This is a genomic window from Candidatus Magasanikbacteria bacterium RIFOXYB2_FULL_38_10, assembly GCA_001783145.1.
GTDB lineage: Bacteria > Patescibacteriota > Patescibacteriia > Magasanikbacterales > UBA10003 > GWC2-40-17.
In genome coordinates, this window is sequence record MFQT01000011.1 from 1 (window position 1) to 26,274 (window position 26,274).

24 protein-coding genes, 1 tRNA gene, 1 other RNA gene and 1 pseudogene are annotated in these 26,274 nt (G+C 40.8%); 8 read left to right on the top strand and 19 right to left on the bottom strand.

Annotation, left to right across the window (positions count from 1 at the left end):
- Nucleotides 1-458, top strand: a pseudogene (locus tag A2294_00040) (hypothetical protein).
- A 192-nt stretch (nucleotides 459-650) separates the two neighbouring features.
- On the opposite strand, the gene A2294_00045 reads toward A2294_00040, so the two are convergent.
- A complete protein-coding gene (locus A2294_00045; GenBank protein OGH85637.1) occupies nucleotides 651-1,604 on the bottom strand; it encodes a hypothetical protein in 954 nt (317 codons plus the stop codon).
- Nucleotides 1,605-1,716: 112 nt separating this feature from the next.
- The gene (locus A2294_00050) at nucleotides 1,717-2,673 is read right to left on the bottom strand and encodes a hypothetical protein (GenBank protein ID OGH85638.1); all 957 of its coding nucleotides are present in this window, start codon (nucleotides 2,671-2,673) and stop codon (nucleotides 1,717-1,719) included.
- Between the two features lie 66 nt (nucleotides 2,674-2,739).
- Here A2294_00050 and A2294_00055 point away from each other — a divergent pair, with 66 nt between their 5' ends.
- Together A2294_00055 and A2294_00060 are read left to right on the top strand one after the other, a co-directional pair.
- Nucleotides 2,740-3,051 carry a hypothetical protein gene (locus A2294_00055; protein OGH85639.1) on the top strand — a complete coding sequence of 104 codons (312 nt, stop codon included), beginning with the start codon at nucleotides 2,740-2,742 and terminating at the stop codon, nucleotides 3,049-3,051.
- 436 nt (nucleotides 3,052-3,487) lie between these two features.
- Nucleotides 3,488-3,886, top strand: a complete 399-nt coding sequence (locus A2294_00060; protein ID OGH85640.1) for a hypothetical protein — start codon at nucleotides 3,488-3,490, stop codon at nucleotides 3,884-3,886.
- 73 nt (nucleotides 3,887-3,959) lie between these two features.
- On the opposite strand, the gene A2294_00065 is transcribed toward A2294_00060, so the two are convergent.
- From A2294_00065 to A2294_00090, 6 genes are all read right to left on the bottom strand, one after another.
- Nucleotides 3,960-8,669 (bottom strand): hypothetical protein, encoded by a 4,710-nt coding sequence (locus A2294_00065; protein OGH85641.1) that lies wholly within the window; start codon nucleotides 8,667-8,669, stop codon nucleotides 3,960-3,962.
- A 97-nt stretch (nucleotides 8,670-8,766) separates the two neighbouring features.
- Complete coding sequence (locus A2294_00070) at nucleotides 8,767-9,084, bottom strand: hypothetical protein (GenBank protein OGH85642.1); 318 nt, start codon at nucleotides 9,082-9,084, stop codon at nucleotides 8,767-8,769.
- Between the two features lie 15 nt (nucleotides 9,085-9,099).
- On the bottom strand, nucleotides 9,100-9,702 hold the full coding sequence (locus A2294_00075; GenBank protein OGH85643.1) for a hypothetical protein: 603 nt from the start codon (nucleotides 9,700-9,702) through the stop codon (nucleotides 9,100-9,102).
- Nucleotides 9,703-9,718: 16 nt separating this feature from the next.
- Entirely contained in the window at nucleotides 9,719-10,915 is a 1,197-nt protein-coding gene (locus tag A2294_00080) for a hypothetical protein (GenBank protein ID OGH85644.1), read from the bottom strand.
- 39 nt (nucleotides 10,916-10,954) lie between these two features.
- A complete protein-coding gene (locus A2294_00085; protein ID OGH85645.1) occupies nucleotides 10,955-11,713 on the bottom strand; it encodes a hypothetical protein in 759 nt (252 codons plus the stop codon).
- Between the two features lie 9 nt (nucleotides 11,714-11,722).
- On the bottom strand, nucleotides 11,723-12,763 hold the full coding sequence (locus tag A2294_00090; GenBank protein OGH85646.1) for a hypothetical protein: 1,041 nt from the start codon (nucleotides 12,761-12,763) through the stop codon (nucleotides 11,723-11,725).
- 71 nt (nucleotides 12,764-12,834) lie between these two features.
- Between A2294_00090 and A2294_00095 the strand changes: the two genes are divergently transcribed.
- The 5 genes from A2294_00095 to A2294_00115 all read left to right on the top strand — a co-directional run bounded on the left by A2294_00095 (nucleotide 12,835) and on the right by A2294_00115 (nucleotide 14,861).
- On the top strand, nucleotides 12,835-13,275 hold the full coding sequence (locus A2294_00095) for an SsrA-binding protein (protein ID OGH85647.1): 441 nt from the start codon (nucleotides 12,835-12,837) through the stop codon (nucleotides 13,273-13,275).
- A 21-nt stretch (nucleotides 13,276-13,296) separates the two neighbouring features.
- Nucleotides 13,297-13,699: a transfer-messenger RNA gene (ssrA, locus tag A2294_00100) on the top strand.
- 15 nt (nucleotides 13,700-13,714) lie between these two features.
- A complete protein-coding gene (locus A2294_00105) occupies nucleotides 13,715-14,278 on the top strand; it encodes a translation initiation factor IF-3 (protein OGH85648.1) in 564 nt (187 codons plus the stop codon).
- 5 nt (nucleotides 14,279-14,283) lie between these two features.
- Nucleotides 14,284-14,484, top strand: a complete 201-nt coding sequence (locus tag A2294_00110; protein OGH85649.1) for a hypothetical protein — start codon at nucleotides 14,284-14,286, stop codon at nucleotides 14,482-14,484.
- A 41-nt stretch (nucleotides 14,485-14,525) separates the two neighbouring features.
- A complete protein-coding gene (locus A2294_00115; protein ID OGH85650.1) occupies nucleotides 14,526-14,861 on the top strand; it encodes a 50S ribosomal protein L20 in 336 nt (111 codons plus the stop codon).
- A 142-nt stretch (nucleotides 14,862-15,003) separates the two neighbouring features.
- Here the strand turns inward: A2294_00115 and A2294_00120 are convergent.
- The 11 genes from A2294_00120 to A2294_00170 form a co-directional block, all read right to left on the bottom strand.
- Nucleotides 15,004-15,081 (bottom strand) — tRNA-Asp (locus A2294_00120).
- 113 nt (nucleotides 15,082-15,194) lie between these two features.
- Complete coding sequence (locus A2294_00125; GenBank protein ID OGH85651.1) at nucleotides 15,195-17,552, bottom strand: phosphoenolpyruvate synthase; 2,358 nt, start codon at nucleotides 17,550-17,552, stop codon at nucleotides 15,195-15,197.
- A 7-nt stretch (nucleotides 17,553-17,559) separates the two neighbouring features.
- Complete coding sequence (locus A2294_00130; GenBank protein ID OGH85652.1) at nucleotides 17,560-19,002, bottom strand: pyruvate kinase; 1,443 nt, start codon at nucleotides 19,000-19,002, stop codon at nucleotides 17,560-17,562.
- Between the two features lie 88 nt (nucleotides 19,003-19,090).
- Nucleotides 19,091-20,350, bottom strand: a complete 1,260-nt coding sequence (locus tag A2294_00135; GenBank protein OGH85653.1) for a hypothetical protein — start codon at nucleotides 20,348-20,350, stop codon at nucleotides 19,091-19,093.
- Nucleotides 20,351-20,399: 49 nt separating this feature from the next.
- Entirely contained in the window at nucleotides 20,400-20,903 is a 504-nt protein-coding gene (locus tag A2294_00140) for a transcriptional regulator NrdR (protein OGH85654.1), read from the bottom strand.
- 30 nt (nucleotides 20,904-20,933) lie between these two features.
- Entirely contained in the window at nucleotides 20,934-22,184 is a 1,251-nt protein-coding gene (locus A2294_00145) for a cell division protein FtsZ (GenBank protein OGH85655.1), read from the bottom strand.
- A 136-nt stretch (nucleotides 22,185-22,320) separates the two neighbouring features.
- Complete coding sequence (locus A2294_00150; GenBank protein OGH85656.1) at nucleotides 22,321-23,586, bottom strand: cell division protein FtsA; 1,266 nt, start codon at nucleotides 23,584-23,586, stop codon at nucleotides 22,321-22,323.
- A gap of 2 nt (nucleotides 23,587-23,588) precedes the next feature.
- Entirely contained in the window at nucleotides 23,589-23,948 is a 360-nt protein-coding gene (locus A2294_00155) for a hypothetical protein (protein ID OGH85657.1), read from the bottom strand.
- A complete protein-coding gene (locus A2294_00160; protein OGH85658.1) occupies nucleotides 23,932-24,357 on the bottom strand; it encodes an rRNA maturation RNase YbeY in 426 nt (141 codons plus the stop codon). Before A2294_00160 ends, A2294_00155 begins: the two co-directional genes overlap by 17 nt.
- A 1-nt stretch (nucleotide 24,358) precedes the next feature.
- The gene (locus A2294_00165) at nucleotides 24,359-25,507 is read right to left on the bottom strand and encodes a hypothetical protein (GenBank protein ID OGH85659.1); all 1,149 of its coding nucleotides are present in this window, start codon (nucleotides 25,505-25,507) and stop codon (nucleotides 24,359-24,361) included.
- A 20-nt stretch (nucleotides 25,508-25,527) separates the two neighbouring features.
- Entirely contained in the window at nucleotides 25,528-26,244 is a 717-nt protein-coding gene (locus A2294_00170) for a hypothetical protein (GenBank protein OGH85660.1), read from the bottom strand.
- Nucleotides 26,245-26,274 lie beyond the last annotated feature (30 nt).

The window sequence follows — 26,274 nt, forward strand, 5'->3', positions numbered from 1 at the left end:
GTGACCTCGGGCTGGACTTCCGGCTGTGCTTCCGTGCAGTCGATGGCCGTGTGGTCGCACACGCCCAGGACGCACTTGTCCAGGGTACAGGGGTTGTGGTCGTCGCAGTCCCGGTCCGTCACGCATTCCGTCGTCTCCGGCACGGCCTCCTCCTCGGCCGTGGTTTCCGGCTCCACCTCCGCCGCGACTTCCGTCGTGGTCTCGGTGACCTCGGGGTTGGACTCGGGCAGGAACTGGCAGTTGCCCTTCTGGCAGAACTGGTCGTTCTGGCACACGCCGCACTCGCCGCCGCAGCCGTCGTCGCCGCAGGTCTTGCCCGCGCACTGGGCCACGCAGCCCGTGGTGTCGGGGTCCGACCCGACCTTCTGCTCGTAGCCGCAGGCCATGACCACCGTCAGCACCAGCACCAGCGTCAGCTTGCCCATAACACCCTCCTTCGCGCTTTCGCGCATCAATGAATTGACAAAGACCCTTTGCCGATCCCCACACCTTGTGGGGCTAGAATTTCTTCCTTCGCTCACCACCTTTTAGAAGATGATGACTGAAAGAAGGTGTTCAGTAATTCGGGGTTAGCCAAACTACTGAACACCGGTTATGCACTGTTGGTTGTTACATCATCCTAGCTACTCTAGGGATGATGCTCACCGGCCCTAGAACAAGGGCAGACCGACTCCGAGCGCCAAGTTCCAGCCGAAGCCGGTCTTATCCTGCCCGAAGTTAACGCCCAAGCCCAGGGAACCGATGAGCTCCACCCGCCACACCTTGTACTTGGCCAGGCCGCCCACCGTGGGCATTAGGCTGATCACCCCCGGCAGGCTGGTGTCCGTAAAGGTAGTATCCATACCGAAGCCCCACTGCCACCGCTCGCCTCTGTGCTTGAGAGCACCCACGCCGACCGAACCGAGAAGCGGTTGGCTCCCCGTCATGACCCCGCCCACGTTGCCATGGAGCGCGATCATCCAGTCAGTCTTGGTTGGCAGGAACAACTCGGTTCCCACCAGCCAGGCGAGGCCTGCGGGCACCCAACTGAAGTAGAACTGCGGGATCAGGTTGACCCCCGCCTTGTCCTCCACGGTGCCGAGGCGCTTGTCCAGGATGGTGTTGGCGCTCTTGAGCGTGTCAACTTCATTCTCCACCGTCTTCAGGCGCGTGACCAGGCCTTCCACCCGCAACTTCAACGCCTTGATTTCCTGGTTGGTCGTGTCGATGCTCCGCCCCAGGGTGTCGGCGATCTGGCCAAGTTGCGTCCCGAACCTATCCTCCGAAACCAGGAGTGCGCGCTTCAAATCTTCCTTGAGCTCTGGCAACTCCTTCTCCAGCCTGGCCACCGTGGCCATACGCTGGATCAGGGTCTGGTTGCCGGAGTTGGCCGTCTCCAGGGCCTCCTTGGCCTTCTGCAGTTCGGCCTTGACCTTCTCCAGGTCGGAGATCCGACCTTTGAGATCCTCTACCTTCTTGTTGGCGCCATCGCTCATGTCAAAGGCGTGGCGGGACATGCCCACCGCCGCTGATGTGTCCCCCACCACGTCCGTGGCGGAGAAGGGCAACTGCTGGGCCTGGACCTGCGTAGTCCACAGCCCGAGCACCAGGAGCAGGATCAACATCCTCTTCATGCTTGGTTCCTCCAGGGTGAGGGGGGAGAGCGAGCGTTTGGAACTCTCACCCTCCCCCGGTTGTAGCACTCTTGTGGCCGGTTGCCGGTGGCCGGTGGCCGCCCTAGTTGCGTGCCTTCACCAGCTCGCCCACCTCCTTCTCGCAGTCCGCCTGCGTCAGCCGGCCCTCGCTGGTCTTGACGCAACGCTCCACCGCGGCGACCCTGTCCACCATGAAGGTGGGGGTCGTCGGCTGGGGCTGGACTTCGTCCTTCTTGCTTGACAGGAAGGACCAGATCAGGATGATTAAGACCAGACCGGTCAGGGTCACCAGCATGCTCCTGATAAAGCCCTTGATGATCCTATCCTTCTCATCGGCGCTCAGCTGCCACTTGGGCCGACGCACGGGTCGCTGGGGCTCCGGACGCGGCGGCGGCACCAACCCTTCGGTCCGCTCCTCGGGCCCCTCGATCAGCTCCCAGGGATCCTCCTCCTCGGGAAGCTGGGGGGGGTCCTGTCGACCGATCTGGCCGAGCGGGATCTGGACGGTTTCCAGCTCCCGCATGGGGGACGAGACTGCCAAAAGGTCACCCTCCTGAACCGTCACGTCCTCCTCGGACCCGTCCGACTTCTTCAGGCGGATGGTGAGCCCGTCGTCGCCGACGACCTCACCCTTCACCTGCGTCCCATCCGGATGTTTCACCAGGATTTTATCCCGGGCCTTAAGGGGCACCACGATCTTCTTGATCTCGGCGGCCGGGGTGATGGCCCGTGTGATCAGGGGATCATCAGGACCACGAGGATCCGACGGGTGAGCGAACACGATGTCACCACCAGGGGTGATGTCGTGTACCTTCCCGCCCATGGTGGTGCCGTCCCACCCGAAAACGCACACCACTTCGCCCTTGTACTCGGGCGACTGATCCAAAATGTCGCCAGCGGGGAGTGGAATCTCTCCCTCGCCCGCCACTTCCACCCAGAAGACGCTCTTGTCGGGGGTCAGGTAGAGCAACCGCCCCACCTTCTCCGCTCCTTTGCGCAAGCGCCACCTGAACTTCGTCCCCACTCCGTCTCTCATCATGATTTGCCTCCTTGCCCCCTACGGGGCAAAAATGTTTGTCTTACCCGTGCCTAAACACCAATCATCTTGCTGGTTGACCTTGGACTAGCCCTGCGGCTTGTCCTCCACCTTCTCCAGCAAGACGATGTCGTCCTTGTCGATGATGTAGGAGCAATCCTCCTCCATCACCTCCAAGCCGAACATGTCCGGGCACAGGCGCACCACGCGCCCTTCGCAGGTCCGCACGGGGTGAGCTTCGTCCAGGGTGCTGACGGTGACCTTCACCGTCATGTCCAGCACCAGATCCGTGAACTGGATGTTGGTGTAGCTCTTCATCGTTCCCTCCTGTCCCCGCGGGACAAAAAAGTTGGACACTGGCCTTTTAAGAAACTTTTTTAAACACTTTCCGCACTTTCTAAGTGAACTCGCTTTAACAATTCTTCAATCCTCGTTACTGCGTATATTTGTGACTTCAATCAGTAAAATCTGTAGCATCAAATCATTATCAAAAAACAAATCCACTTAGAAAGCGCGGAAAAAACAGTGCAAAATGTAAAGAGCAAAGCTTTTAGAGAAAGACTCTTTAAAAGCCAAAGTGGTTCGATAAAATGTATCCGATTGAAGGAGGAGGACAAAAGGAACATCTCATCGAACCGCTTTGGCTCTCAATTATCAGCTAAAACGCCCTCCCTCGTTAAAGCTAATTTAAGTTAAATTGTGTTTTTACTCTTTCATTCTAACAAGAAAGTATAGCACATTTTACAAAATTTGTCAAGACATAATATCTATGTTATAATAATTTTTAGCTAATTTAAGGTATTTTTTAGTTAAAAATATGGAGGAAAATTCTAACAATACACCATTAACCCAAGAATTTTTTCTGCAAGCTATCGCAGAATTAACTGAAACCGTAAAGGTCGGTTTTGATGACGTTGAAAAAAGATTTGAAGCAATTGATAAAAGGTTTGAAACGGTTGATAGAAAATTTGAAGCAATTGATAAAAGGTTTGATGTTATAGAAAATAAAATAAATGACATATCTCAAAATATAAGTAGCATAAATACAGAAATCAACTCCATTAAAATTGATTTGGAAGAAGTAAAAAGAAAATTAGAGCGGCTGGAAAAATCTTCCAAAGAAGACTTAGATGTATATGCTGAAGATATTTTATTCTTGCGTAGCAGGTTAAAAGATTTAGATAAAAGAATAGCAAAATTAGAAGCGGTGGGGTGATAAAAAAATCCTTTCTTAAAGAAAGGATTTTTTTATCACCCCAGCATTCCGCACTTTTAGCACGTAGCCATATTTACTTTTTCCAAAATTTATCAATCCAATTATAATTAAAAATTTTGTTAACATCATGGACACTGGAATGATTAACAATACTTTCCATTTTTTGTCTAATGCCTTCTTTTAAAGCCTTGGCATAGGCCGATCCTTCTGGTACTTGTTCCAAAGCTTTTTGCCATATATCCATTTGGGTCAAAGCTAAACGCACACTCGGAGTAGTAATACCTCTAAAAAATAATTCGGGGTCATCAAATTTATAATCAGTAACAAAAAAACCTTTGGAAACAAGTTGTGAGGCTTGGGCATAAGCTTGCTCTAAATAGGCTGGAATTTCAGAAGCCAAATGCACCCCAGTTAAATCAGATGTTAATTTTATTAAAGCCTCTCCTATATAAAATTCTTGAGGAGCAAGAAAAACAACCGCTCCTTCGAGATGTCCTTCAGCCTCAACAGCTCCCGCTTCTGGCAAAGACGCCCCCGCTCTCCCTTCTATCAAATCACGAATATGTTCTGTGGCGTTTATTTTAGGAGCAGTAAGATAATCTTGAAAATCACCTCTGTCAATAGCCTCTTGAAATTCAATCGCTTCATCTGCCAATCTATTTAAAACGCTACTGGTAGCATCACCAAAAATCGAATCCTGGGCATATTTAGCAGCTAATTTTTGAGCCGCTTTTATTTCATCAGTTAAGTATTGAGCATAGGGTTGCACGGGTTTGGGATAAAAAGCTACGTCGGAAAAATCTTGAGGTACTGGTACTTCTGGTGCCGTCACAATTGGTTCAGGCGAAAGAGGTGCCTCAACAACTGGAACTTCTGGCTGGGCTAAAGCTGGTTCACTTTCTAGTATTGGGTGTACTAGAGTTGGGGCTGGAGTTGGAGCCGGGTGTACTTCGGGCAAAGGGGCTGGATGTGGAGTTCCCGCATCTCCATAATGAATAAAAGAACGCCCCTCAGTCCCAATCTCTTGCACTTTAAAACCATGTTTGGCATCTCCTTCTAAAACAAAACGCATTGGATGATTAGCGTCCCATCTAAACCAAGTCTGATCCCCTGTTTGAGGATCCCAATAATTATTTTGAATAGCAGCTTGCGAGGATTGATGTTCTGCCCAACTATGCACTGTTGCGCCGTCATTAACATCTCCGTCAAAACCAAACTTGGCGGGGTTGTCTTCCAATTGTTGACGTAAAAGGGAAATCATTCCTTGTTTTTCACCCAAAGTGGAAATTTTTTCTAGATGTTTTGCCGCTTCACCACTTAAAGTTTCTACTGCTCCTTTAGGTGTCCCTCCCGCACCCGGAGGTTCATTAATTCCAGCTCGTGCTCCAGAAGACACAGTTGGTTCAGCTTCTGCACCCTGACCAGTTGAAGGCGTACCTGTTTCTGCCGCTGTAGTTGCCGCACTTTTTGCAGCACCAGCTCCTTGTTCTGCCACAGCACCCTTGCCTTGCAGAGTCGCTTCTTTGGCACCCGTTGTCTGGACTTTTGCTAATCCCGCCTTGTCTCCGGTAGCTTCGGTTGGATGTCCAACGCCTTTTCCAACACTAGCCGCTTGTTCTGCCGCCGCGCCTGCCTTGGGAAACAACATACCTCCCAAAAATAAAGCAACGCCTACAGAGGTAGCAACTGAAGTAAAAATCTTCACGCTCTTATTTAATTTTTCATTATATTTCTTTTGCTCATACACTCTGTTTTGTCTCATCCACATTCTTTCAAAAACATTATAAACATATCCCGCCTCGCCGTGTTCCAAAGCTCGCTGTACTGTTTTTTTTAATTCATTTTCAACAAATTTTTGCGTACTTCTTCCAAGAAACATATCCACCCCCTTGCCCACGCTTAAACCGGTAAAAGCGGCCGTACCGCTAACTAAAACTTTTTTGCCAAAATATCCGGCGGCGGCGCCAACTGAAATGGAAGAAAAAGCAAACAAAGCGCCGGTTAAAATACCGGCATTAATTAAAGTCCTCACTGTCCAATGTTGATGCAAATACCAATCTAACCCTTTGCGCAGGATACCTTTTTCCTTAGGCGGCCATTCGGCCGATTGCGCCGCCTGCAAGGCCAATTCCTCACCGACAATTAATTTTTCAAATAATTCTTTTTGGCTGAATCTGTTCAATTCGGCTGTCACTTCTTCCGGTGATAAACCCGACTCTGCCAATTCTTTGGCCTTTTCTTGAAACAAAGCCCTGGCATGATCCTGCTTGGCCGAAAGATAGCTGTTTCGAACATCTATTAATTTTTGTTTCAATTCCCCTTTTTCTTCCTCGCTTAAAGACGGTTTTGCCTCTTTCTTGTTCAATTTAAATAAAATTTTTAATTTTTCCAGTCTGCCAACATTTATTTTAGCTTTTAAATAATCTTGATAAATCCTAACATATTCCGCTCGTTTTTCATCCAGCCTGGCACTGGTGTCTTCCGTGTTTTCGCTGGATTCACTCCAACTTCTTAATTTTTCCAAATCGGGACGATATTCTTCTTCCCCATCTTCTTCCCCATCTTCTTCCTCTTCCTGAGTTGGCGGTTCTTCTGGTCTAAAGGTTTCTCCATCCGCTTCCGCTTCGGTTGGTGAAGATTCAGGCACAGATGATACTCCAGCTTCTGCTTCAGAAAGAGGGCGTTTGATATGAAGACCAAACCAACGAGATAAATCCGGATCAGCTAAAGTTTTATCTGGATGAGTTTCTAAAACTAAAAATAATTTTCCCTCTATTTCATCATAGGTTCCATTAAAATTTCTATGCGTTATCATCTCTGATTGAACATCCTGAGTGTAATATTCATAAATGGCATCGCCCAAAACATACCAGTTAGCAACTAATTTTTTAACAAAGTTCCAGTTATAAACACTATCTGGTAGGCGGCCGTTATTAGCTTTAAGTTGAATCCTAATAGCTTGCTTAAATTCTTCTCTTTCTTGTTTCTCTTTTGACTCGGGTGAGGCTTGAGGAGTGGCAACTTCTGGCGCCCCAGCTACATTGCCAGTAGCTGTTTCAGTCTGTTCAACTATTTTTTTAACATCGGCCGTAAATTCCATAACCCCTAAAGATTGTAAAAGCGATCCGAGGGTATTTTTTCTATCCTTGCCGCCCTTCTTAACCAAACTTTTTCTTACCAAAACCCCCTCGCCAATTTTATTCATTAATTCCGGCGTCACTTCTTTTTGAGGACCCGTGGCTAAAAAGAAAGTTCCGGAACCGGGTTCCCAAACCAAAATTCCGTCCAATCCGTTGGCTAAAGCGGAAAATTGCAAAGCGGATTTTTTTTCTTTAAAATCTTTTTGAATTTGCACTAAAATTTTTCCCAGGGCTTTTGTTTCTACAACAAAACCTAACGGATTGGGCCTTTCCGTTATCTCTTTAACAAATCTGTCTGTTTTGTCTTTTTCTCTTTTCCAACCCTCGCGGGAATCTTTAAACTTTTCTAAATAGGGTTCGGTAAATTTTTCCAAACCCCTCCAAGCATCCTCTAAAGGATGGGTTTTAAAAAATTCAAACAAAGCGGCAATGGGAATGTTGTTTTGATAGGCCAAAGACAAACCAAAAATACTGTTGGGACTATTTTCCCAAGCCTCTTTCCATCTAAAACCCGTAGGCAAAGTGTAAGAATCAATAAAGGTGACAAACTGGGATAATTTTTCCAGAGCTTGTTTTTCTTGAGCGGATAATTTATCTAAAGCGCCCGCTTCTCTAAACTGATCATATAAAATTTGAAAAGCGCTGGTTTGTCTTTCAGACTCCGGACCATGATGATCAATGAATCCCGTACCGGCCTCGGCCAAACCTCCGTGTACTCCGGGAGAAGTATCCAAATTTAAAGCCCCTTCTTGAAATTTTCCCGGAGCCACATAAACCACGTCCTTATTAACATAATTTTTTTCTTCCTCGGTTCCCTCTTCAAAACCTAAAATATGCCTAAAGAAAAACAAACAGGCATTGCCATCCATGTTGCTATATTTTTTTCCAGTGTCTTTTTCTTCAAAACCCTTGCGGACAGCCAAACTGGGAAACCATTCTCTTAAGGCTTGGCGATAAAAAGCCAAATCAAAAACTTGACCTGTTTCTTGTTGTCTTTCTGCCACTTCTTCTATTACATGATGAATTGCTTCCACAGTTGGTTCTGTTGCCGAAGGAACAACCTCCGGCTCCGTGGCCAAATCTTGCTTTAAAGCCTCTTCTGTAAAAACCGGCAAAGACACTACGGATTCAACTTTTTTTTCTGTTTTCTCCGCCGCAGGAACACCGTCAATTGTTTTTTCCGGAATTGTTACTTCTAAAACTTCCGCCACACCTAACATTCCTTTTGTTTTTTTTGCTTTTTCTCTTCCCGGCTTATTCCTAGCCTCGTCATTGGAAAATTCCGTCTCGCCTTCTTGGCGCGCTATGGCTTTTAAATCCTCAACTCCTTTTTTACTTCCTTTTGTTTTTTTTGTTTCGCCGGCACCAGATCCCGATTTTTGATCAATAATAAATAATTGCGCGACAGTTTTTTTATCACCCTCCGGCCATTTTTTAATTGCTTCAGCTAAAAGTCTTAGCCAATCAGAGGGATCTGCTTCTTTAATTCCTTTTTTTTTGGCTTTTTTTAATTCTTCAAAACTTCTAACAAAATCTTTATAGTCAGAGGTTTCTCTGATTATTTGTTTTAAAGCCTCTTCTTCATTTGTCTCTGTGGCTGTATGTAATTGTCCCGGCTTTTCGCCATCTCCCCTTAAAGCCATATTTTTATAATTTTAAACTCCTTATTTTAGCACAAAATTGAGTTTTTGTCAATACCCACTCTAGGAACCCGTGAAACACCTTAAAACAATCAAAAACCTATAGCCCCTTTTTAGCCGCTCTAAGCAAATCTATGGATTCTTTTTTAAAGCCGGCAATCTCCTCACCCGCCAATTCATCAAAATTTTTAATATTGGCGCGCAAAAAATCTAAAATGGATTCAGGATTTCCTTTGGATTCCCCCAACGCTTGATCAAATTTTTCCTTAACCTCTTCATTCATTTCATCCAGCGCCCTCATCATTATCCTCTGAAAAATAATCTGGCCGATTTTTAATAAAATACTATCGCGCTCTTTCACAGGCATATCCTCCAACCCTAATTCCGCAGCAATGTTTTGAGTTAAAATAGGATCCATATGACTTTATATTATTTATTCATACTTAAATAAAACATAAATTGCCCCCACCAATCCGCCAATAATTATCCCCAAAAAACCTAAAAGCAAAAAATTGGGACGAGTGACAAAACGCGAAAAAACGGGTGCATCCACAATTTTTATTTGTACATTACCAGAGATGTATTCAAAACCCTGGGTGGATAAAGCGTAAGAAATAGCATTGGCCCAACTCACTGCTTGATTCTTATCTTCATTATAAACCGTGATGTTTAAAAAACCCGTACCGGAAACAACTTCGGTAATTACAGCTTTATCCCAAGCCGTGCGACGCTTGATTTCATTTAAATTGTTAAATTCCGTGGGATTAAAATTAAATTGCGGGGCTGTTTTAACTACGCGATCGTAAAAAGAAGAGGTATGCACCACTTGAGACAAATTTTCATTGATTCTTTCCGCGGATTTAATGGCAGTGTATGGATCAACCCCCGGGGAAGAACCAGGAATAATTAAAAGCCGAGCCGTAGCGCTGTATTGCCAAGTAAAGAAAAAACTGGCGGCCAAAAAAATTACCAGGCCCAAAACGGCACCCCAAAAAATTTTTAAACGATAGTGCAAAAATAAAGCAGAATAGGTCATATTAAAATTTTAATTTTTATTTGGAAGAAATTTGACCCAGGATCACTTCTTCTATTTTTTCTATCCCATCACGAGAATATTTTATCTTTACTTTGCTACCCGGGGAATAATCTAAAAGTATTTCCGGTAAAGAACGCACCGAGGAAATAACTTCGTCATTTATATTTAAGACATTGTCACCGGCTTTTAACCCAACGGTAAAAAGAGGGCTTTTTTTATCAACAAAACCGGCCCCGGTAAAAGGATTATTAACTAAAATAACACCATTGCGATTAGTTTTTTTATTTCCGGTGACCTCCCCAGCCTCCTGATATTGCAAGCCTAAATAATTTCTTCTGATGATTCCATTTTCCAAAACCTGTTTTAAAGCCGAAGAAATAACCGCTGATTTAACAAAAGAATTAAAATTAGAGCTGGCATCAATTCCTAAAAGCATACCCACCGTCTGTCCGCGCAAGTTAACTACCGGAATACCGCTACTTTTTTTATCTAACGAATTTTTAAGAAGACCCAGACGATAAATTTTTTCCGAATTTAAATAATAATCGGCATGAATACGGGGTATCCAATAATCGGCGTCTAAAACTTTTGTTTGATAAAGACCGCTATTTAAAAAAGGCAGCCAAACATCCAAATCAGAATAAACATCGTCCTCGCCGGCGAAAGAAAGAGTGGAGGCCCCTTCTCTATTAACTTTAACTATGGCCAAATCAGAAACAGGATCAGCTGCTACCTTTTCCAAAGTATAAATTTTTTTATCCTGATCAACAACAACTAAATCTTTGCGATTGAATTTTTCTAAAATTATTTTAGAAGCGGCGGCGTAACCATTTGAGGTAAGGAAAAAGCCGCTGCCCACCTTAAGTGAAGGATCTAAAAAGCCGTCTTTATTTAAAGCCGCAGCGGGATAAAAATCAAAAACGGCGGAAAAGGACTCCCTCTTTAAATTCTCATAACTTAAATTGCCGGATTCGATTCTGGAGGAAGTGGTGGCGGGATTTCCCAACCCATCTTGTCCCCACAGCCAATTATCAAAAAAACGAGAATTAACTACCATACCGCCGACAAGGCCGGAGACAAAACCAAAAACAACCGCTAAAATAAAAAGCTGTAAAAACCAATTTTCTTTAACTATTGCATCCTGACCTTTTAGTCTTACTTCTTTGGGTAAATGAGGAGCGACCTTTTTTTCTTCTGTTTTTTTATTGAGCATATTTTAAAATTAAATAAAAGGATACTAGTCGGCAACTTATTAAATCCAACGTGAAATCAAAAGCGCTAAAATTATTAAAAATAAAGAAAAAAAAGAAATAAAGCCGATGCGTTTAACCGATTTTTTTTCTTGCAAAAACTCAATGGATAATTTAATTAAAGCTAACCAAACGACAGTTAAGATGAAGGAGCGGGACAAAAAACCAATAGGTAAAAAATAAAGGCTCCAAAAAAATTCACCTGCTAATAAAGAGATTAGTAAATTGGGGGCGATTTTTTTAATTTTACCGGCGTTGAAAATTTCTCGAGCGGTTAAAAAAGAAATTAAAATGACTAGAAGAAAAAATACCCAAAAAATTTTGTTTAAAAAAACCAGCCAGCCAAAAAATCCACTAGTCAAAAAGAAAAAAGACAGGGCGGGAAAAATCTCCCGCAAAACTAGCAAATTTTCCCGCGCGTAGCTTTCTTTGCTGATTAAAAATTTTATGGCGTAAAAAAAATAAATAAAAAAAAGCCAGGCGGAAGAAAAAATTAAGATCTGTCTAAAAAAAGATCTGTCTAAAAAAACAAAAATAAAAATTACACCCAAAAAAAATAAAAAAGGTGAAAGAAAAAAAATACTTTCATTCTCGTCTTTCTCTTTTAAAAAAAAGCGGCGTAAAAAAAATAAACAGAATACCCCAAAAAATAAACTGAGAGGACCCAACCAAAGAACGCCCGCTCCATAGTAATTGGCTAATTCTAAAATAATAAAATAAATTAAAGCCAACAAAACGGCAATTAGCGATTTAAAATTCATAATCTTTTACTATTTTTTTACTTGCTTGCCACGCCAAGCCAATATCTCACTCCAAACTACGCTTAGAACAGCCATTAAAGGAATGGCCAAAATTGCTCCAGTTACTCCCAGTAAACGATAACCAATTAATAGAGAAAGGATGCTGATAATAGGATCTAATCCAATAGCTCGTTTCATTATTTGAGGCACTAAAAAATTATTCTCTAACTGTTGAATTGCCACAAATAAAACCAGGACAAAAAGTGTCAGCGCCCAACTACCGGTCTGCAGAGCGGTTAAAGCAATGGCCAAAACAGCGGAAAAAATTGGACCGGCATAAGGAACGGTTTCAAAAATTCCAGCGAGTAACCCCAAAAGAAGCGCGTAAGGTACGCCAATAATCAAAAGACCAATATAACTGGTCGCGCCCACAATAATATCTAGCAACAACTGACCTCTTAACCAATAACCTAACTTTTCTTTAATTCTATGCCACAGACTGCCAAAATACGGCTGATATTCCGGTGGAGTAAAATAGCATACTAATTTTTTAAAACTATTTTCTTCGGCTACAATATAAAAAGCCATTACCAAAACTAAAACCAAAGAACCAATACCGCCAAGAAACCCAAAAACCGTACCCACTACTTTTTGCGCCGTGCCCACACCGTCGGCTAAAGTGCTGGGAATGATTTTGGAAACTGGATCCCAAACTTTGTAATGAACGGCCAAATCCTTGGCCCAAGATAAAAAGCCAATGGTTTTGTCTTTATAAAGATCAAAGTTACCAAATACTTGAGTAATTTGATTAATAATTGGAGGAACCAGCAAGGCCACCACCCCTACCACCAAACTTAAAGCGAACAAATAAACCAAAAAAACAGTTAACCCGCGGGGTATTTTTTTAGCCGAGGCCCAATCGGCCAAGGGCATAATCAAGGCGGCCAAAAGCAAAGCCACAAAAAATAAAAGTAAAATATCCCAAATTAAATAAACTAAACCTATAATTACTAAAATTAAAACCGCTTTTAAAAAAGAAGAGGTGCTGATGGTAATAAATTGTTTTTGCATAAAATAAAAGTTATTTTCTCTTACATTATACCTTTCTTGAAAAATAAGGTCAACAAGAGTAAAATTAATCTATGAATATGCACGCGGAAAACAAACGAGCTTTTTTTGACTATAATATCCTAGAAAAATGGGAGGCGGGAATAGAGCTTGCCGGTGACGAAGTTAAATCTATTAGAGATGGTCAAATTAGCCTAAAAGAGTCTTATGTCACTATTAAAAACAGCGAACTTTTTTTAATTAACGCCAATATCTCTGCTTATAAAAAAAGTCGAGATATTAAGGGATATAACCCTACCCAAAGCCGCCGCCTTTTGCTTAAAAAAAAGGAGATTGACCGAATAATTGGCCTTAAAACCACTCAAGGCTTGACAATAGTCCCCTTAAAGGTATATACTAAACATCACTGGATTAAGCTAGAAATCGGCTTAGGCAAAGGAAAAAAGAAATTTGAAAAAAAAGAACAGATTAAAAAGAAGGATATAGAAAGAGAGCTGAAACGAGGAGAATTTTAAAAAGAACCTAAGCGTCAATTTGGGGGTGCCGGATTTCGACAAGTTGCGTACCTTTTAAACCTACATTTCGAGGCTGCTTACAACCTCGTTAATCCTGTAAGCAATCAAATTATAGATGCCAACATCTACAATAGAATGAAGACCGCGGTAGCTAATGCTTTCCGCATGCCTTCATTCGCTATGGTTGTCGCTTAATAGCAAGCAATCACATCCCGTGTTTGATGCTCAATAAAACTTAAGGGGTGTCATATAATTGAGCTTAGCCAAGACTGCCCGCTTCGGCTTTGTTTGGCAAAACATTAGAAGCATATTTGGACTATTTTGTTTGTTTAGAACGTTCAAATTAAACTAAAACAAACTAATAAATGTAAAAGGTTTATAGGAAACTTCTTGGACATGGGTTTAACTCCCATCACCTCCACCAACTAATTTTAAAACAATGCGCATTTCACGTTATCATCACAAAAGACAACAGCAACAGCCTACCATAAATTTTCAGGCTAACGAATTTATTAGGGTGCCGGAATTGCGCGTCATTGATGAAACAGGAGTTTATTTAGATGTCATGCCAACTAAAGAAGCTTTAAAAATTTCCGAGGAAAGAGGTTATGATTTAGTGGTAGTTAACCCTGTGGCTGAACCTCCGGTAGCCAAACTTTTAAACTTGGGCCAATATAAATACGAAAAAGAAAAAGAACTAAAAAAACAAAAACAGGCCCTAAAGCAAGTGGAAATAAAAGGTATAAGGTTAACGCCCAGAATCGGTCAACACGATTTGGAAATGCGTCAAAATCAAGCTGTAAAATTTTTAGAAGACGGCAATAAAATAAAAGTGGAAATCATACTGCGCGGACGCGAGAGACAACATATGGATATAGCTTTTACTTTACTCAATAATTTTATTAATTTTTTAAAACAAGGATTCAATATTAAGCTGGAACAACTGCCACAAAACCAAGGTGGCAGAATCAGCGCCATCCTTGCGGGGGAAAAGAAAGAATAATCATTATGGCCTCTACACTTAAAACACACAAAGCAACAGCCAAAAGGTTTATTAAAACCAAAACAGGCAAATTTTTAAAACGCAAAGCGGGACAGGATCATTTTAATTCCCGCGAATCCGGAAAAACTACGCGCAACAAAAGACGCGATATTTCTTTTTCCAAAGCCTTTGAAAAAACTTTTAATGTTGCCTTACCTAATTCTTAATTTATTGTCATCCTAAAACGACACGAAGGATCTAAAATACTATGAGCAGAGTTAAAAGAGGAAAGTCACATTTGAAACACAGAAAAAATATTCTTAAACAGACCAAAGGATATCGCTGGGGCAGAAAAAGCAAAATTACATTGGCTAAAACAGCTATTTTAAAAGCCGGTGTTAATGCTTATCGCGACAGACGCAACAAAAAAAGAGCCGCTCGCGCTCTTTGGCAGATTAAAATCAACGCCGCTTGCCGTCTGTGTGGCACTACCTACAGCAAATTAATGGGTAAACTTAAAAAATCCCAAGTGATTTTAGACAGAAAAGTTTTGGCAGAAATAGCCAAAAAATATCCCGAAGTCTTCAAAGCGATTGTTGGATAAAAAATCTTAAACCCCCTAAAATGCGTTTGGATAAGAGCTCCCGTATAGACCCTCCTTTATATGGATAGCCTTTGTCCAAACTAATTTCCGGGGGTTTTAAAATACAAAAACACGGATTTTGGTCCGTGTTTTTATTTTATACTGGCGGGCCGGACGGGATTCGGACCCGCGATCTCCTCCGTGACAGGGAGGCATTCTAACCGGACTGAACTACCGGCCCACTTTAAATGAAGCCTTTAATTTTAATACCCTTTAAAATACCTAAATGGCATGCTCTGATTTTACTACTAAATAAACCTCCTGTCAAGCGCCCGGAACTATCCCGATGCCGGTTTATTTTCCAATTTTCTTCTCCATTTCCACAATTATTTTGGTTGTGGCTACCACCGTATCGGGATTTAAAGAGATACTGTCTATTCCCGCTTTCACTAAAAACTCGGCAAACTCCGGATAATCACTGGGGGCTTGTCCGCAGATACCGATTTTCACATTGTTTTCTTTAGCAACTTTAATAACTTGTTTTATTAAAGTTGTCACAGCTTCATTTCTTTCATTATAGATATGACTGACCAAAGCAGAATCTCTATCCACACCCAAAGTCAACTGCGTTAAATCATTGGAGCCAATGGAAAATCCATCAAATATTTTGGCAAATTGATCGGCCAAAATTATATTAGCGGGAATTTCTACCATCATGTAAACTTTTAAACCGTTCTCTCCTCTTTTTAAACCAAACTTCTCCATCGTAGCTAAAACTTTTTTACCTTCCTCCACTGTCCTACAAAAGGGAATCATTACTATAATATTTTTTAAACCCCACACCTCACGCGCTTTTTTCATAGCCGCGCATTCTAATCCAAAAGCGTTTTCAAAATTCTTATCATAATATCTGGAAGCACCGCGCCAACCAATCATCGGATTTTCTTCTTTGGGTTCAAAATCTTTACCGCCAATTAAAGAGGCGTATTCATTAGTCTTAAAATCAGAAAATCTAACAATAACGTCTTTGGGATAAAAAGCGGCGGCAAGTAAAGCAACACCTTCGGCCAGTTTATCAATTAAATAATGTTTCTTCTCTTTGTAGCCAACCGTTAAATGATTTATTTTTTCTTTAACATCGCGCGGCTGTTTGTCATAATTTATTAACGCTTCAGGATGAATCTTGATAAAATTAGTGAAGATAAATTCCTCTCGCGCCAGCCCTACTCCGTCATTGGGCAAAAAAGAAAATTTAAAAGCCTCGTCCGGCGTACCTACATTCATCATGATTTTTGTTTGCGGCCTGGTCATTTCTTTTATTTCTTCTTTTTTTATTTTGAAAGACAAAAGTCCTTCATAAATAAAACCTCTTTCACCTTCGGCACAAGAGACTGTGACATTAAGGCCATTCTTAATAGTCTTACGCGCATTACCGGTCCCCACTACGCATGGCACACCAAGCTCTCTGGATACTATGGCCGCGTGTGATGTTTTGCCACCTTGTTCTGTGACGATGGCGCTGGCCATGCGCATAATTGGTTCCCAGTCCGGATCGGTAATACGAGTGACCAAAACCTCGCCTTTTTTAAAATATTTTAATTCCTTGGGCAGTTGTATAATATGTGCTTTGCCCTGACCAATCTTTTCTCCAACAGCTAATCCTTCCGTCAAAATTTTTCCGCGTTTCTCCAAACGATAATCCTCTATTACATTGGTATTTTTAAGAGCGTGAATTGTTTCTGGACGCGCCTGTACAATGAACAATTTTTTTGTTCGTCCGTCTTTAGCCCATTCAATGTCTTGCGGTCGGCCATAGTACCTTTCTATTTCCATCCCCCACTTAGCCAGTTGTAAAATTTCTTCATCATTTAAAACAAAAGAATGCTGTTCCCTGGCTGTCACTTTTTTTTGTAAAGTGCGATTGGTTCCGGCGTAAAGCAATTTCATTTCCTTAGAACCTAAATTACGGCTGATAATTGATTTATACCCCTCTTCCAAAGTCTTTTTAAAAACAATAAACTGATCGGGGTTAACCCTGCCCTTAACAATATTTTCTCCCAAGCCCCAAGAACCATTGATTAAAACTACATCTCTAAATCCGGATTCCGTATCTAAAGTAAACATTACACCGGAACAAGCCAAGTCTGATCTTACCATTTTCTGTACGCCGGCTGATAAGGCCACGACCTCGTGATCAAAGCCCTGTTCATTGCGGTAAGAAATTGCCCGATCAGTAAACAGAGACGCATAACATTTTTGAATTGCCTCCAGAAGAGCTTTTTCGCCGGAAACATTTAAATAAGATTCCTGTTGGCCGGCAAAGGATGCTTGAGGCAAGTCCTCGGCTGTGGCTGAAGAACGTACAGCCACATCTACATTTTTACCAAGCTCCTTATAGGCCTTTAAAATATCAGCTACCAAATCCCGCGGCATCTTGGCCAATAGCATCAATTCTCGTATTTTTTTGCCAGCGGCTGATAATTTTTTAACATCTTCCGCTATTTTTTTATCTTTTAAAATTTCTTTAATCTTGTCATCTAATTTATTATATTTTAAAAAATATCTAAAAGATTCAGCCGTAACCGCAAAGCCATTGGGTATGTTAATTCCTTTTTGAGTTAAATTGGAGTACATCTCGCCCAATGAAGCATTTTTTCCACCCACTAAAGGTATATCTTTAATAGAAATTTCTTTAAACCATTTTATGTACATATTTATTTTAATTTACCTGTTTTACTTCCACCCAATTTACACCGCCGACCGCGCCTACAGGTTCACCAGCGATAATGATTAGCTTGTCACTTTTTTTAATAAATTTTTCTTTACGCAAATAAACCAAAGATCTTTCAATCAGTTCCTCTACTGTTTTGCAGGTAGGTAAAATAAAAGGCACAATACCCCACGATAAATTAAGCTGGCGGCGCACTTTTTCATTATCCGTAGCCACAAAAATTAATAATTCCGGTCTAAATCTGGAAATTTGTCTACCGGTCTCACCGGTTAAAGAAGCGGCTAAAATAGCTTTGGCTTTTATTTTTTCCGCCAAGAGTCTGGATAAACCGCTCATTACCACATCTGTTTTTTGATCCGCCATTAAAGATTGACTGTAAGGCAAATCGTCAAAAATAGAAGCTTCGGTTTTAATAATCACTCTGGACATTGTTTGCACCGCTTCCACGGGATATTCACCGTTAGCCGTTTCGGCCGATAGCATCACCGCGTCAGTGTGGTCAATTACCGCATTGGCGACATCACTAACTTCCGCCCTGGTAGGCCTGGGGTTATGTGTCATAGATTCTAGCATTTGTGTGGCTACAATTACCGGCTTAGCCGCTTCCAAACATTTACTAATCATTTTTTTCTGAAGTAGTGGTACTTCTTCCGCCGGCATTTCCAAACCCAAGTCTCCTCTCGCTACCATTATGGCATCAGCAGCGTAAATTATTTCATCAATTTCTTTAATCGCTTCGTGTTTTTCAATTTTAGCAATAATTTTTATTTCAATCTTATTTTTTTTACCGGCTTCTCCACCCACCAAATCTTTAATTAAAAAACGTAAGCCTAAAATATCTTGCGCATTTTTAACAAAAGACAAGGCCACAAAATCAACATCTTTTCTAACAATAAATTTTAAATCTTCTTTATCTTTTTCTGTCAAAGCATTAATAGAGATAACGGAATCGGGCAAATTAATTCCTTTATTAGAAGTAAGTACTCCCCCCACCCTTACTTCTGCCTCCACCACCTCACTTTGGATTTTTTTAGTCACTAATTCAATTTTTCCGTCATCCAATAAAATTCTTTCTCCGGAAGAAACATCTTTGACTAAATTTTTATAAGTGACCGGAATCATATTGGCGCCCAATTTCTTTTCCGAGACACTTAATTTAACCAACTGACCTTTTTTAAGAGTCAATCCCTCTTTGGGTAGAATTCCAACGCGAATTCTAGGGCCTTGCAGATCAGCGATAATAACCACGGGCACTTTTAATTTATCGGCCGCTTTTCTGATTAGATCAATCATTTTTCCATTGCTTTCGTGAGTACCATGAGAAAAGTTAATACGCGCCGCGTTCATCCCTGCTTTAATTAAATTCTCTATAACAGCTGTCTTAAAAGAGGCCGGCCCTATGGTGCAAACTATTTTGGTTCTTTTGGTCATAAATAAAAATTAATATGCTTTAATTATACTTAAAAAGCGGGAAAGATTCAAGATTTTTACCGCTTTTTTAACTTACTACTATTAACTTTTAATTGCTTATAGCCTCTTCTAATTTTATTTTGATTGTTTTTGTTTCCCCCTTGTGTACTATTTTTAAACTCACTTCATCCCCAACTTTATATTTATTAATTAAAATACCCAAACCATTTTCTTCCGTCACTTTTTGCCCGTTAATTTCTAAAATAAGATCATTTTCTACAATACCGGCTTTATCCGAAGGTGAACCGGGAATAACGGCTAACTCGCCCGTTTGTTCCCCTTTTACAACTAAGGCGCCATAATCAAAAGTTAAATTGTTTTTGGCGGCTACACCTTTGTTAATAACAATATAACGCACCCCAAGCCATGGTTTAATAATCCGACCGTATTTTTCCACGCTTTCAATGATATTTTTGGCGCTATTGATGGGCAAAGCAAAACCCACTGATTGGCCACCAAGATTAACAGCGGTATTGATTCCGATAACTTCACCACGCAAGTTTAACAAAGGACCGCCGGAATTGCCCGGATTGATAGCGGCGTCCGTTTGAATGGCCGCCTCTATCACCTCACTGGAACCGCGGCCGGCATCGGCCACCACCCTTCTTTTAATGCCAGAGACAATGCCACGCGTAACCGTATTTTGATATTGTCCCAAAACATTGCCTATAGCTACAACAGTCTGGCCAATTTCTAATTTGTCCGAATTGCCCAAAGAAATAAAAGGTAAATTTTCAGCTTCTATCTTAAGTAAGGCAATATCCAAAAATTGATCACGGGCAATCACGGTGGCAGGATAAGTTTTACCATCGGTTGTCTTAATTGAATATTCGGCGGTGATGTCTTCAACCACGTGCTTATTAGTTAAAATCAAGCCGTTGGAACGCACAATAAAACCGCTCCCCGCTTCCACCTCTTGCTTATTGTTTTTATTGCCATTTGACGGATCCTCACCTTCCAATACCTCTATTTTTAAATCAAAAGGCAAATTGTTTAGAAAATCATCCAAAGGAGACTTTTGCTTAACGCTTAAATTAAAATTTTTAGTGACGATAACCGAAACCACAGCCGGTGAAATTTTTTTAACTAAAGCAATTGTTTGTTCACTTTCTGTCAAAGGCAAAACTAATTTTTCATTCACCGGCAAATTAATCAAATTTTTTACCAAACTGCTTGATTTAAAAAATTGATAATTACTGTCCAAAGACAGCCAATCATTTATTAAAATTCCGGTTACCAAGCCTGATAAACCTCCTACAATTAAACTTATGGTTATTACTACCAATAAAAAAGGCCTTAAATTTTTCATAGGTTTAATTTACATTAAAATGCTTTTAAAAAGCTGACTATTATAATAATTATAACATTTTGCCGCGTTTTTTTCTTACAATTTTCTTCTGCAATTGATTTTTATGGCGAGAAAGTATTTCCAATTCCTTTTTAAAAGTATCCACATCTTCAAAAGCGCGGTAAACGGAAGCAAAACGAATATAAGCGACTTTATCAAAATTTTTAAGACGATTGGCTACTATTTCCCCTATTTCTGCGCTTTTGATTTCCCTTTTACGTTTTTTTTGAATATCTCTTTCTATGGAATGGATTAGGGAAGCCAAAGAATCGTTAGTGTAAGATCTTTTCTCCAGAGCCCTAAACAAACCTTTGGTAATTTTTTCACGGCTATAAGGCTCACGGCGACCATCGCGCTTAACTACGGTTAAATCCAAAATTTCCGTCTCCTCCAAGGTGGAAAAGCGATATTGACATTTAAAACATTCGCGTCGACGCCTAATAGTAGACCCGTCTTGGCTTAAACGCGAATCTATTACTTTAGTGTCTTTATAATTACAAACAGGACAGTGCATATTAAAAATTTAAACAGCCAACAATACCAACTAAGTCATTTTACGACGGATAAAAGCGGGGATCTCCAATTCATCCTCTTCATTTTTTTTATTGATTACCGGCACGTTTTCTTCTTTTTCCAAATCCAATCTTTTAACCGATTTTTTTTGCAAAGGAGTGGAGGAGAAATCAGTTCTGTTAAATTCTACATTGTTTTTTTCCGGTTCGGGACGAAGAGAGCTAATGGGTTTTTTTTCTGGCGTCTTGGGATTTTCCGGAACAGTTAAAGTATTAAAAGATGAAGAAAAAGCCGACTTACCCATACGATTCATAAAGGTGCTGTCAGACTTCTTTTCAAAGCCCGTAGCAATAACAGTAATTTTAACCTCATCCTTTAAACTTTCATCAATTACCGTGCCCCAAATTACTTTGGCATTTTCATCTGCGTTGCCGGTGACAATTTTAGCCGCTTCGGCAATTTCATGCATACCCACATCACTGCCGGCCGTTACAATAAACAAAATCCCTTTAGCTCCATCAATGGAAAGATCCAAAAGAGGGCTGGCAATAGCTGATTTGGCCGCATCCACAACGCGGGATTCTCCACTGCCATAACCAATTCCCATCAAGGCCGAACCTGTATCTTGCATAATTGCTCGGACGTCGGCAAAATCAACATTAATCAGACCGGGAACGGTAATAATTTCCGAAATTCCCTGCACACCTTGACGCAAAACATCATCAATAATACGAAAAGCCTCTATTAAGGGAGTTTTTTTATCTATTATTTGCATGACCCTGTCATTGGGAATAGTAATAATAGTGTCTACTTTTTCTAAAAATTGTTGATGAGCATTTTCCCCTATTTCCCTTCTTTGACGACCTTCAAAAGAAAATGGTTTAGTCACCACAGCAATGGTAAGCGCGCCACTGCTTTTGGCAATATCCGCCACTAGCGGCCCGGCACCGGAACCGGTACCCCCGCCAAGCCCGCAAGTTATAAAAACCATATCCGCCCCTTTAAGGGCTTCACGAATTTCTTCTTGAGACTCTTCAGCGGCTTTGAAGCCGATATCGGGATTCATACCGGCGCCCAATCCTCGGGTAATGGTTTTGCCTATATGAATTTTTACCGGCGCCTGCAAACAATGCAAAGCCTGCAAATCGGTATTGATGGCAATGAATTCCACTCCTTTAATTTTACTTTGCATCATCCTGTTAATAGCGGCGCCGCCGCTTCCTCCCACGCCCACCACTTTAATTTTTGCAAGTGTTTCTATCGCTGGTTTTACTTCTGGCATAATTTTACAAATTAGTTATTGAACACATTTTTTGTTCAAAAAAGAAGATGAATTGTCTTTCACCTTCCATTATATAGATTCGGATTTTTAATGTCAATCTAAATGTGGATAAGCTAAATTAACCCTTAAAAATAGATTAAAATCTAAAAAAACCAATCAATCTTTTTAAAGGATTGACCTTACCAAAACGGGAAACTAAATTTCCAAAATTATTTTTCTCCTGACTTAATTCTGACATCATCCCCCACTTAACCAATCCGATAGCGGTGGTAAAAGATAAATCATTAACTTTATCAGTAACACTGGTAATATTTAAAGGGTAGCCTAACGTGGCCGGCAATCTTAATTTACGTTTAGCTACTTCAATTAAACCATTTAATTTTGCTCCCCCTCCGGTAAAAATTACACCGGCCGGCAGAACGCCGCTACGCCCAATTTTTTTAAAGATGCTCTCAACTTTATCCATTATTTCTTCCACCCGCGCCTCAATAATTTCACTGGCAAATTTTAATGAAACCAATTCGTGTTCAGCAGACCCCAAATCAAACAAATCTATTTCTTCCTTTTTACCAATGTCTTTGGAAACGGCCGATCCGTATTCTAACTTTAGTCTGTCAGCCGCATCAATAGAAGTTCGCAGGCCAATGGCCAAATCCGCACTGATATGTTCCGAACCAATGGGTAAAACCGCCGTATCCAAGATGTCGCCTTCTTCAAAAATCACCACACTGGTAGTAGCTCCACCTAAATTAACCACAGCGACACCCAAATCCTTTTGCTTATCTGTAGCCACAGCTTCGGCCGTGGCTAAAATTGATAAAACCAAATCATTTATTTCCAAACTGGTACGATAAACAGCTTTAGTGAGATTTTTTATCTGTGAAGAAAGGCCTTGAATAATTTGAGTATCCACTTCTAACCGAACGCCGGTCATACCAATGGGATCTTTAATGCCTACTTGCCCGTCAACAGTATAGCTTTTAGGTATAACGTGCAAAATTTCATAATTAAGGGGCGTAGCTACGGTTCTGGCGGCCTCTATAGCCCTTTCTACCTCTTCTTCTGAAATTTCTCCGTCAGCCTTAGCTACGGCTATCACTCCTTTGCTTTCTTCGGAAATAATATGACTACCGGAAATACCTACCCAAGCCCGGCTTATGGGCACACCCGTCATTTGTTCGGCTTTTTCTAAACAGGCGGAAATAGAAGAAACAGCATCTTCAATACTGGTCACCACTCCCCGATGCACACCTTCTGCCGGAGCTTCGGCGGCACCAATAATATGCAACTCTTTTTTATCATTGACCGGAACAATCTGTCCCACAGCCAAACGCACAGCGGTAGATCCTACATCCAAGCCGGCAATTATTTCGTCTTGTTTGGAATTACGTCTAAACACCATAGTTAACTTTTAAAATAAGGAATAAAAATTATTAAGCCGATTAAAAGCGCTGCCAATGAAGCTAAGAGTACAGCCGCCGCCATAACATCTTTAATGGATTCAACATAAAAATGCAAACGCGGCTTCATCAAATCCACAAATCTTTCAAAGATGCTATTTATCAATTCTAACACTAAAACAAAAGCTACCACAAGTATTAGTACCATTTTTTCGTAATTACGCAAGGGAAAATAAAACATTAAAAAAAATACCACAGCCGCCACCACTAATTGAATTCTAAAACTTTGCTCCTCTTTTATAATTAAAGACAAACCTTTTAAGGCGTAATAAAAACTTTTAACGGTTTTACGAAGATAAAACATATTTTTTAAAAATTCCAATCAAGAGTTTATCTTGCAAAGCATACATCTTTTCAGCTTCTTTTGCGTTTTTTTCATGATCAAACCCCAAAAGATGCAAAATTCCATGGATTAGAAGCCGGCTCATTTCTATTTTTAAGTTTAACTTATATTTTTTAGCTTGACGCTTGGCCTCGGGCAAACTAATCACCACTTCCCCCAAAAAATCCGCCTCACCCTCAAAAGACAGGACATCGGTAATTTTATTTTTTTTTCGATATTGCCAATTTAATTGTCTAATTTTTTTATCCCCTACTAGTATAACAGAAAAATCTTTTTTGATTTTCAAATTTTGGGAAACTTTTTTGGCTATTTCTTTAAGCCAAACAAGGACATTTTGATCTTGCGTCAAATTAAAAATTTCCAAAGACATATCAAGGATTAGAAGAAGTGGTATTAAAATTCTCTACAGTACTAGTAGTTATTTCCGGTGACAAATTTTCTATTTCTCCTTGAGCCTTAAAACTGCCGACCATCATTTTTAAAGTGGTCAAAAAATTAATTTCCGTTTTTATGCCAATGTCGTAATTAATAACAAAAATTCTGTCTTCAAATGGCAAATAAGCGGTTAAACCGTCAGGGCTCAAAATTCCTTCTACCCCTTCTTTGGTTTTAATTATTTTTAAATCAGCGGCGCTAACACCGGGAGATTGCGCCAAATACCAATCCTCAACTTTAAGTTTTAAAACATTATCCACAGCTAAAACTTCAACAAATTCTCCAGTATCTGAAGAAAAAATAACTTCCTCGGCATTGGAATCCAAAGCTTGGGCTATCCATTGAACGGGATAAAAAATTGAATAACCAAAATTTGGATTGAAATAAGTTGCCACTTTACCGGAATCAAGCAACCGAACCGGTTTAAATCCAATTGGATTATAAAGGCTTAAAATTTCTAAAGAATCAGAAAATCCATCATCGTCGCTATCGGGCTTACTGGGATTAGTTCCATAAAGAGATTCTTCTTGATTAGTTAAGCTATCATTATCTGTATCTTCGGCAGGGGCGTAATTTTTAAATGGAAAAACAGCTAAGCCGGAAAATTGAACGGAAATTGTGGGAGTAGATGTTGCTTGTTCAATAACCGGCTCAGTTTGAACAATATTTTCCACAGTGGAAGTAGCCGGAGCGGAGACGCCGGGCGTAATTACTGCAGAATTCTTAATTTGTTCGGCTTCTAATAATTTTTGACGGGCAACCTGTGCTTGATGAATATAATAATAAGAAAAAATACCCGTAACCATAATCAAAACGGCCGCAATTACACCAATGAAAACTTTAGGGGAGGAAAAAATCACCTTTCCGAAAGGAAAAGCGGGTGCAAATTGTTTAGAAGAAACCGCCACTGGCGAACTTTTTTCCGCAACAGAAGATTTTTTTTTAACCGGTTTAGAAACAGCGCCGTAAAATTCTTCGGGTATGATGTAAATTTCCGAATCGTTAGTGCTTGTTAAATTTTCTTCCGGCATATTAGTATAATTAAATTCTTCTTGGCTTTTCCTTAAAGAAATAAAGAGGGTCATTTTACCGCAACATTTTAAATTTACTGTGTTGGTAATTCCAATAATTTACCGGCACCCAAAGGGTTGTAACCATTTTTTACTTCTTCGCCGTCATTAAACCCGTCGCCGTCAGTGTCTGTTTTTAAAGGATCGGTTTTCCAAATCATAATTTCCTCATAATCTGTTAAACTGTCGCCGTCAGTGTCTGTCTTTTGAGAGTCTGTTCCATATTTATTTTCTTCTTCATCTATAAGACCATCGCCGTCAGTGTCTGTTATTGCAACAGATGAGGTGGCGGGTATAATGACTGCGGCAGGGACATTGACAGAATCATTAACCTGCTCCGGGGTATTTACATTAACCTGTATATTAGTATTTTCATTAACCAAAGGAACTACTGTATTCGTGAGGTTGCTGACAGTTGGGGAAGTTTTTTTAGTAGCTTTCATAATTCCCCAAGTTGTTAAACCGCCCAAGGCGACAATTAAAATAAAGCCTAAAAAAATAAAAAAATTTTTTTTATTTAAAATAGGGGGAGTAATTTCTATTTGTTTTTCTTGATTTTGACCCGAAGTGGCAAAGGTACTCATTTCCTCTCTAACCGGGATGGGGTTGGGCCCTGTTAAAGCAGGTTTTACCGGTTTTAATTTTTGATTAGCCAAAGCTGATTTTAATTCTAAGGGTCCGCCAGTCGGTTCGGCATTGGCTAAAATGTCTTCCGGTTCATTAGGATTTTGAGGAGCGATGTCATCAAACATATTCTTATAATTTAATTGTTTATTTTATTT

Bases quoted from the DNA above. Each gene is read 5' to 3' on its own strand.
- A2294_00110 (OGH85649.1), top strand. From the start codon at position 14,284: ATGGCCTCTACACTTAAAACACACAAAGCAACAGCCAAAAGGTTTATT.
- A2294_00045 (OGH85637.1), bottom strand. From the start codon at position 1,604: ATGTTGATCCTGCTCCTGGTGCTCGGGCTGTGGACTACGCAGGTCCAG.
- A2294_00150 (OGH85656.1), bottom strand. From the start codon at position 23,586: ATGGTGTTTAGACGTAATTCCAAACAAGACGAAATAATTGCCGGCTTG.
- A2294_00090 (OGH85646.1), bottom strand. From the start codon at position 12,763: ATGCAAAAACAATTTATTACCATCAGCACCTCTTCTTTTTTAAAAGCG.
- A2294_00165 (OGH85659.1), bottom strand. From the start codon at position 25,507: ATGACCCTCTTTATTTCTTTAAGGAAAAGCCAAGAAGAATTTAATTAT.
- A2294_00135 (OGH85653.1), bottom strand. From the start codon at position 20,350: ATGAAAAATTTAAGGCCTTTTTTATTGGTAGTAATAACCATAAGTTTA.
- A2294_00140 (OGH85654.1), bottom strand. From the start codon at position 20,903: ATGCACTGTCCTGTTTGTAATTATAAAGACACTAAAGTAATAGATTCG.
- A2294_00160 (OGH85658.1), bottom strand. From the start codon at position 24,357: ATGTCTTTGGAAATTTTTAATTTGACGCAAGATCAAAATGTCCTTGTT.
- A2294_00115 (OGH85650.1), top strand. From the start codon at position 14,526: ATGAGCAGAGTTAAAAGAGGAAAGTCACATTTGAAACACAGAAAAAAT.
- A2294_00075 (OGH85643.1), bottom strand. From the start codon at position 9,702: ATGACCTATTCTGCTTTATTTTTGCACTATCGTTTAAAAATTTTTTGG.
- A2294_00155 (OGH85657.1), bottom strand. From the start codon at position 23,948: ATGTTTTATCTTCGTAAAACCGTTAAAAGTTTTTATTACGCCTTAAAA.
- A2294_00050 (OGH85638.1), bottom strand. From the start codon at position 2,673: ATGATGAGAGACGGAGTGGGGACGAAGTTCAGGTGGCGCTTGCGCAAA.
- A2294_00080 (OGH85644.1), bottom strand. From the start codon at position 10,915: ATGCTCAATAAAAAAACAGAAGAAAAAAAGGTCGCTCCTCATTTACCC.
- A2294_00095 (OGH85647.1), top strand. From the start codon at position 12,835: ATGAATATGCACGCGGAAAACAAACGAGCTTTTTTTGACTATAATATC.
- A2294_00105 (OGH85648.1), top strand. From the start codon at position 13,715: ATGCGCATTTCACGTTATCATCACAAAAGACAACAGCAACAGCCTACC.
- A2294_00125 (OGH85651.1), bottom strand. From the start codon at position 17,552: ATGTACATAAAATGGTTTAAAGAAATTTCTATTAAAGATATACCTTTA.
- A2294_00145 (OGH85655.1), bottom strand. From the start codon at position 22,184: ATGCCAGAAGTAAAACCAGCGATAGAAACACTTGCAAAAATTAAAGTG.
- A2294_00170 (OGH85660.1), bottom strand. From the start codon at position 26,244: ATGTTTGATGACATCGCTCCTCAAAATCCTAATGAACCGGAAGACATT.
- A2294_00065 (OGH85641.1), bottom strand. From the start codon at position 8,669: ATGGCTTTAAGGGGAGATGGCGAAAAGCCGGGACAATTACATACAGCC.
- A2294_00060 (OGH85640.1), top strand. From the start codon at position 3,488: ATGGAGGAAAATTCTAACAATACACCATTAACCCAAGAATTTTTTCTG.
- A2294_00130 (OGH85652.1), bottom strand. From the start codon at position 19,002: ATGACCAAAAGAACCAAAATAGTTTGCACCATAGGGCCGGCCTCTTTT.
- A2294_00085 (OGH85645.1), bottom strand. From the start codon at position 11,713: ATGAATTTTAAATCGCTAATTGCCGTTTTGTTGGCTTTAATTTATTTT.
- A2294_00070 (OGH85642.1), bottom strand. From the start codon at position 9,084: ATGGATCCTATTTTAACTCAAAACATTGCTGCGGAATTAGGGTTGGAG.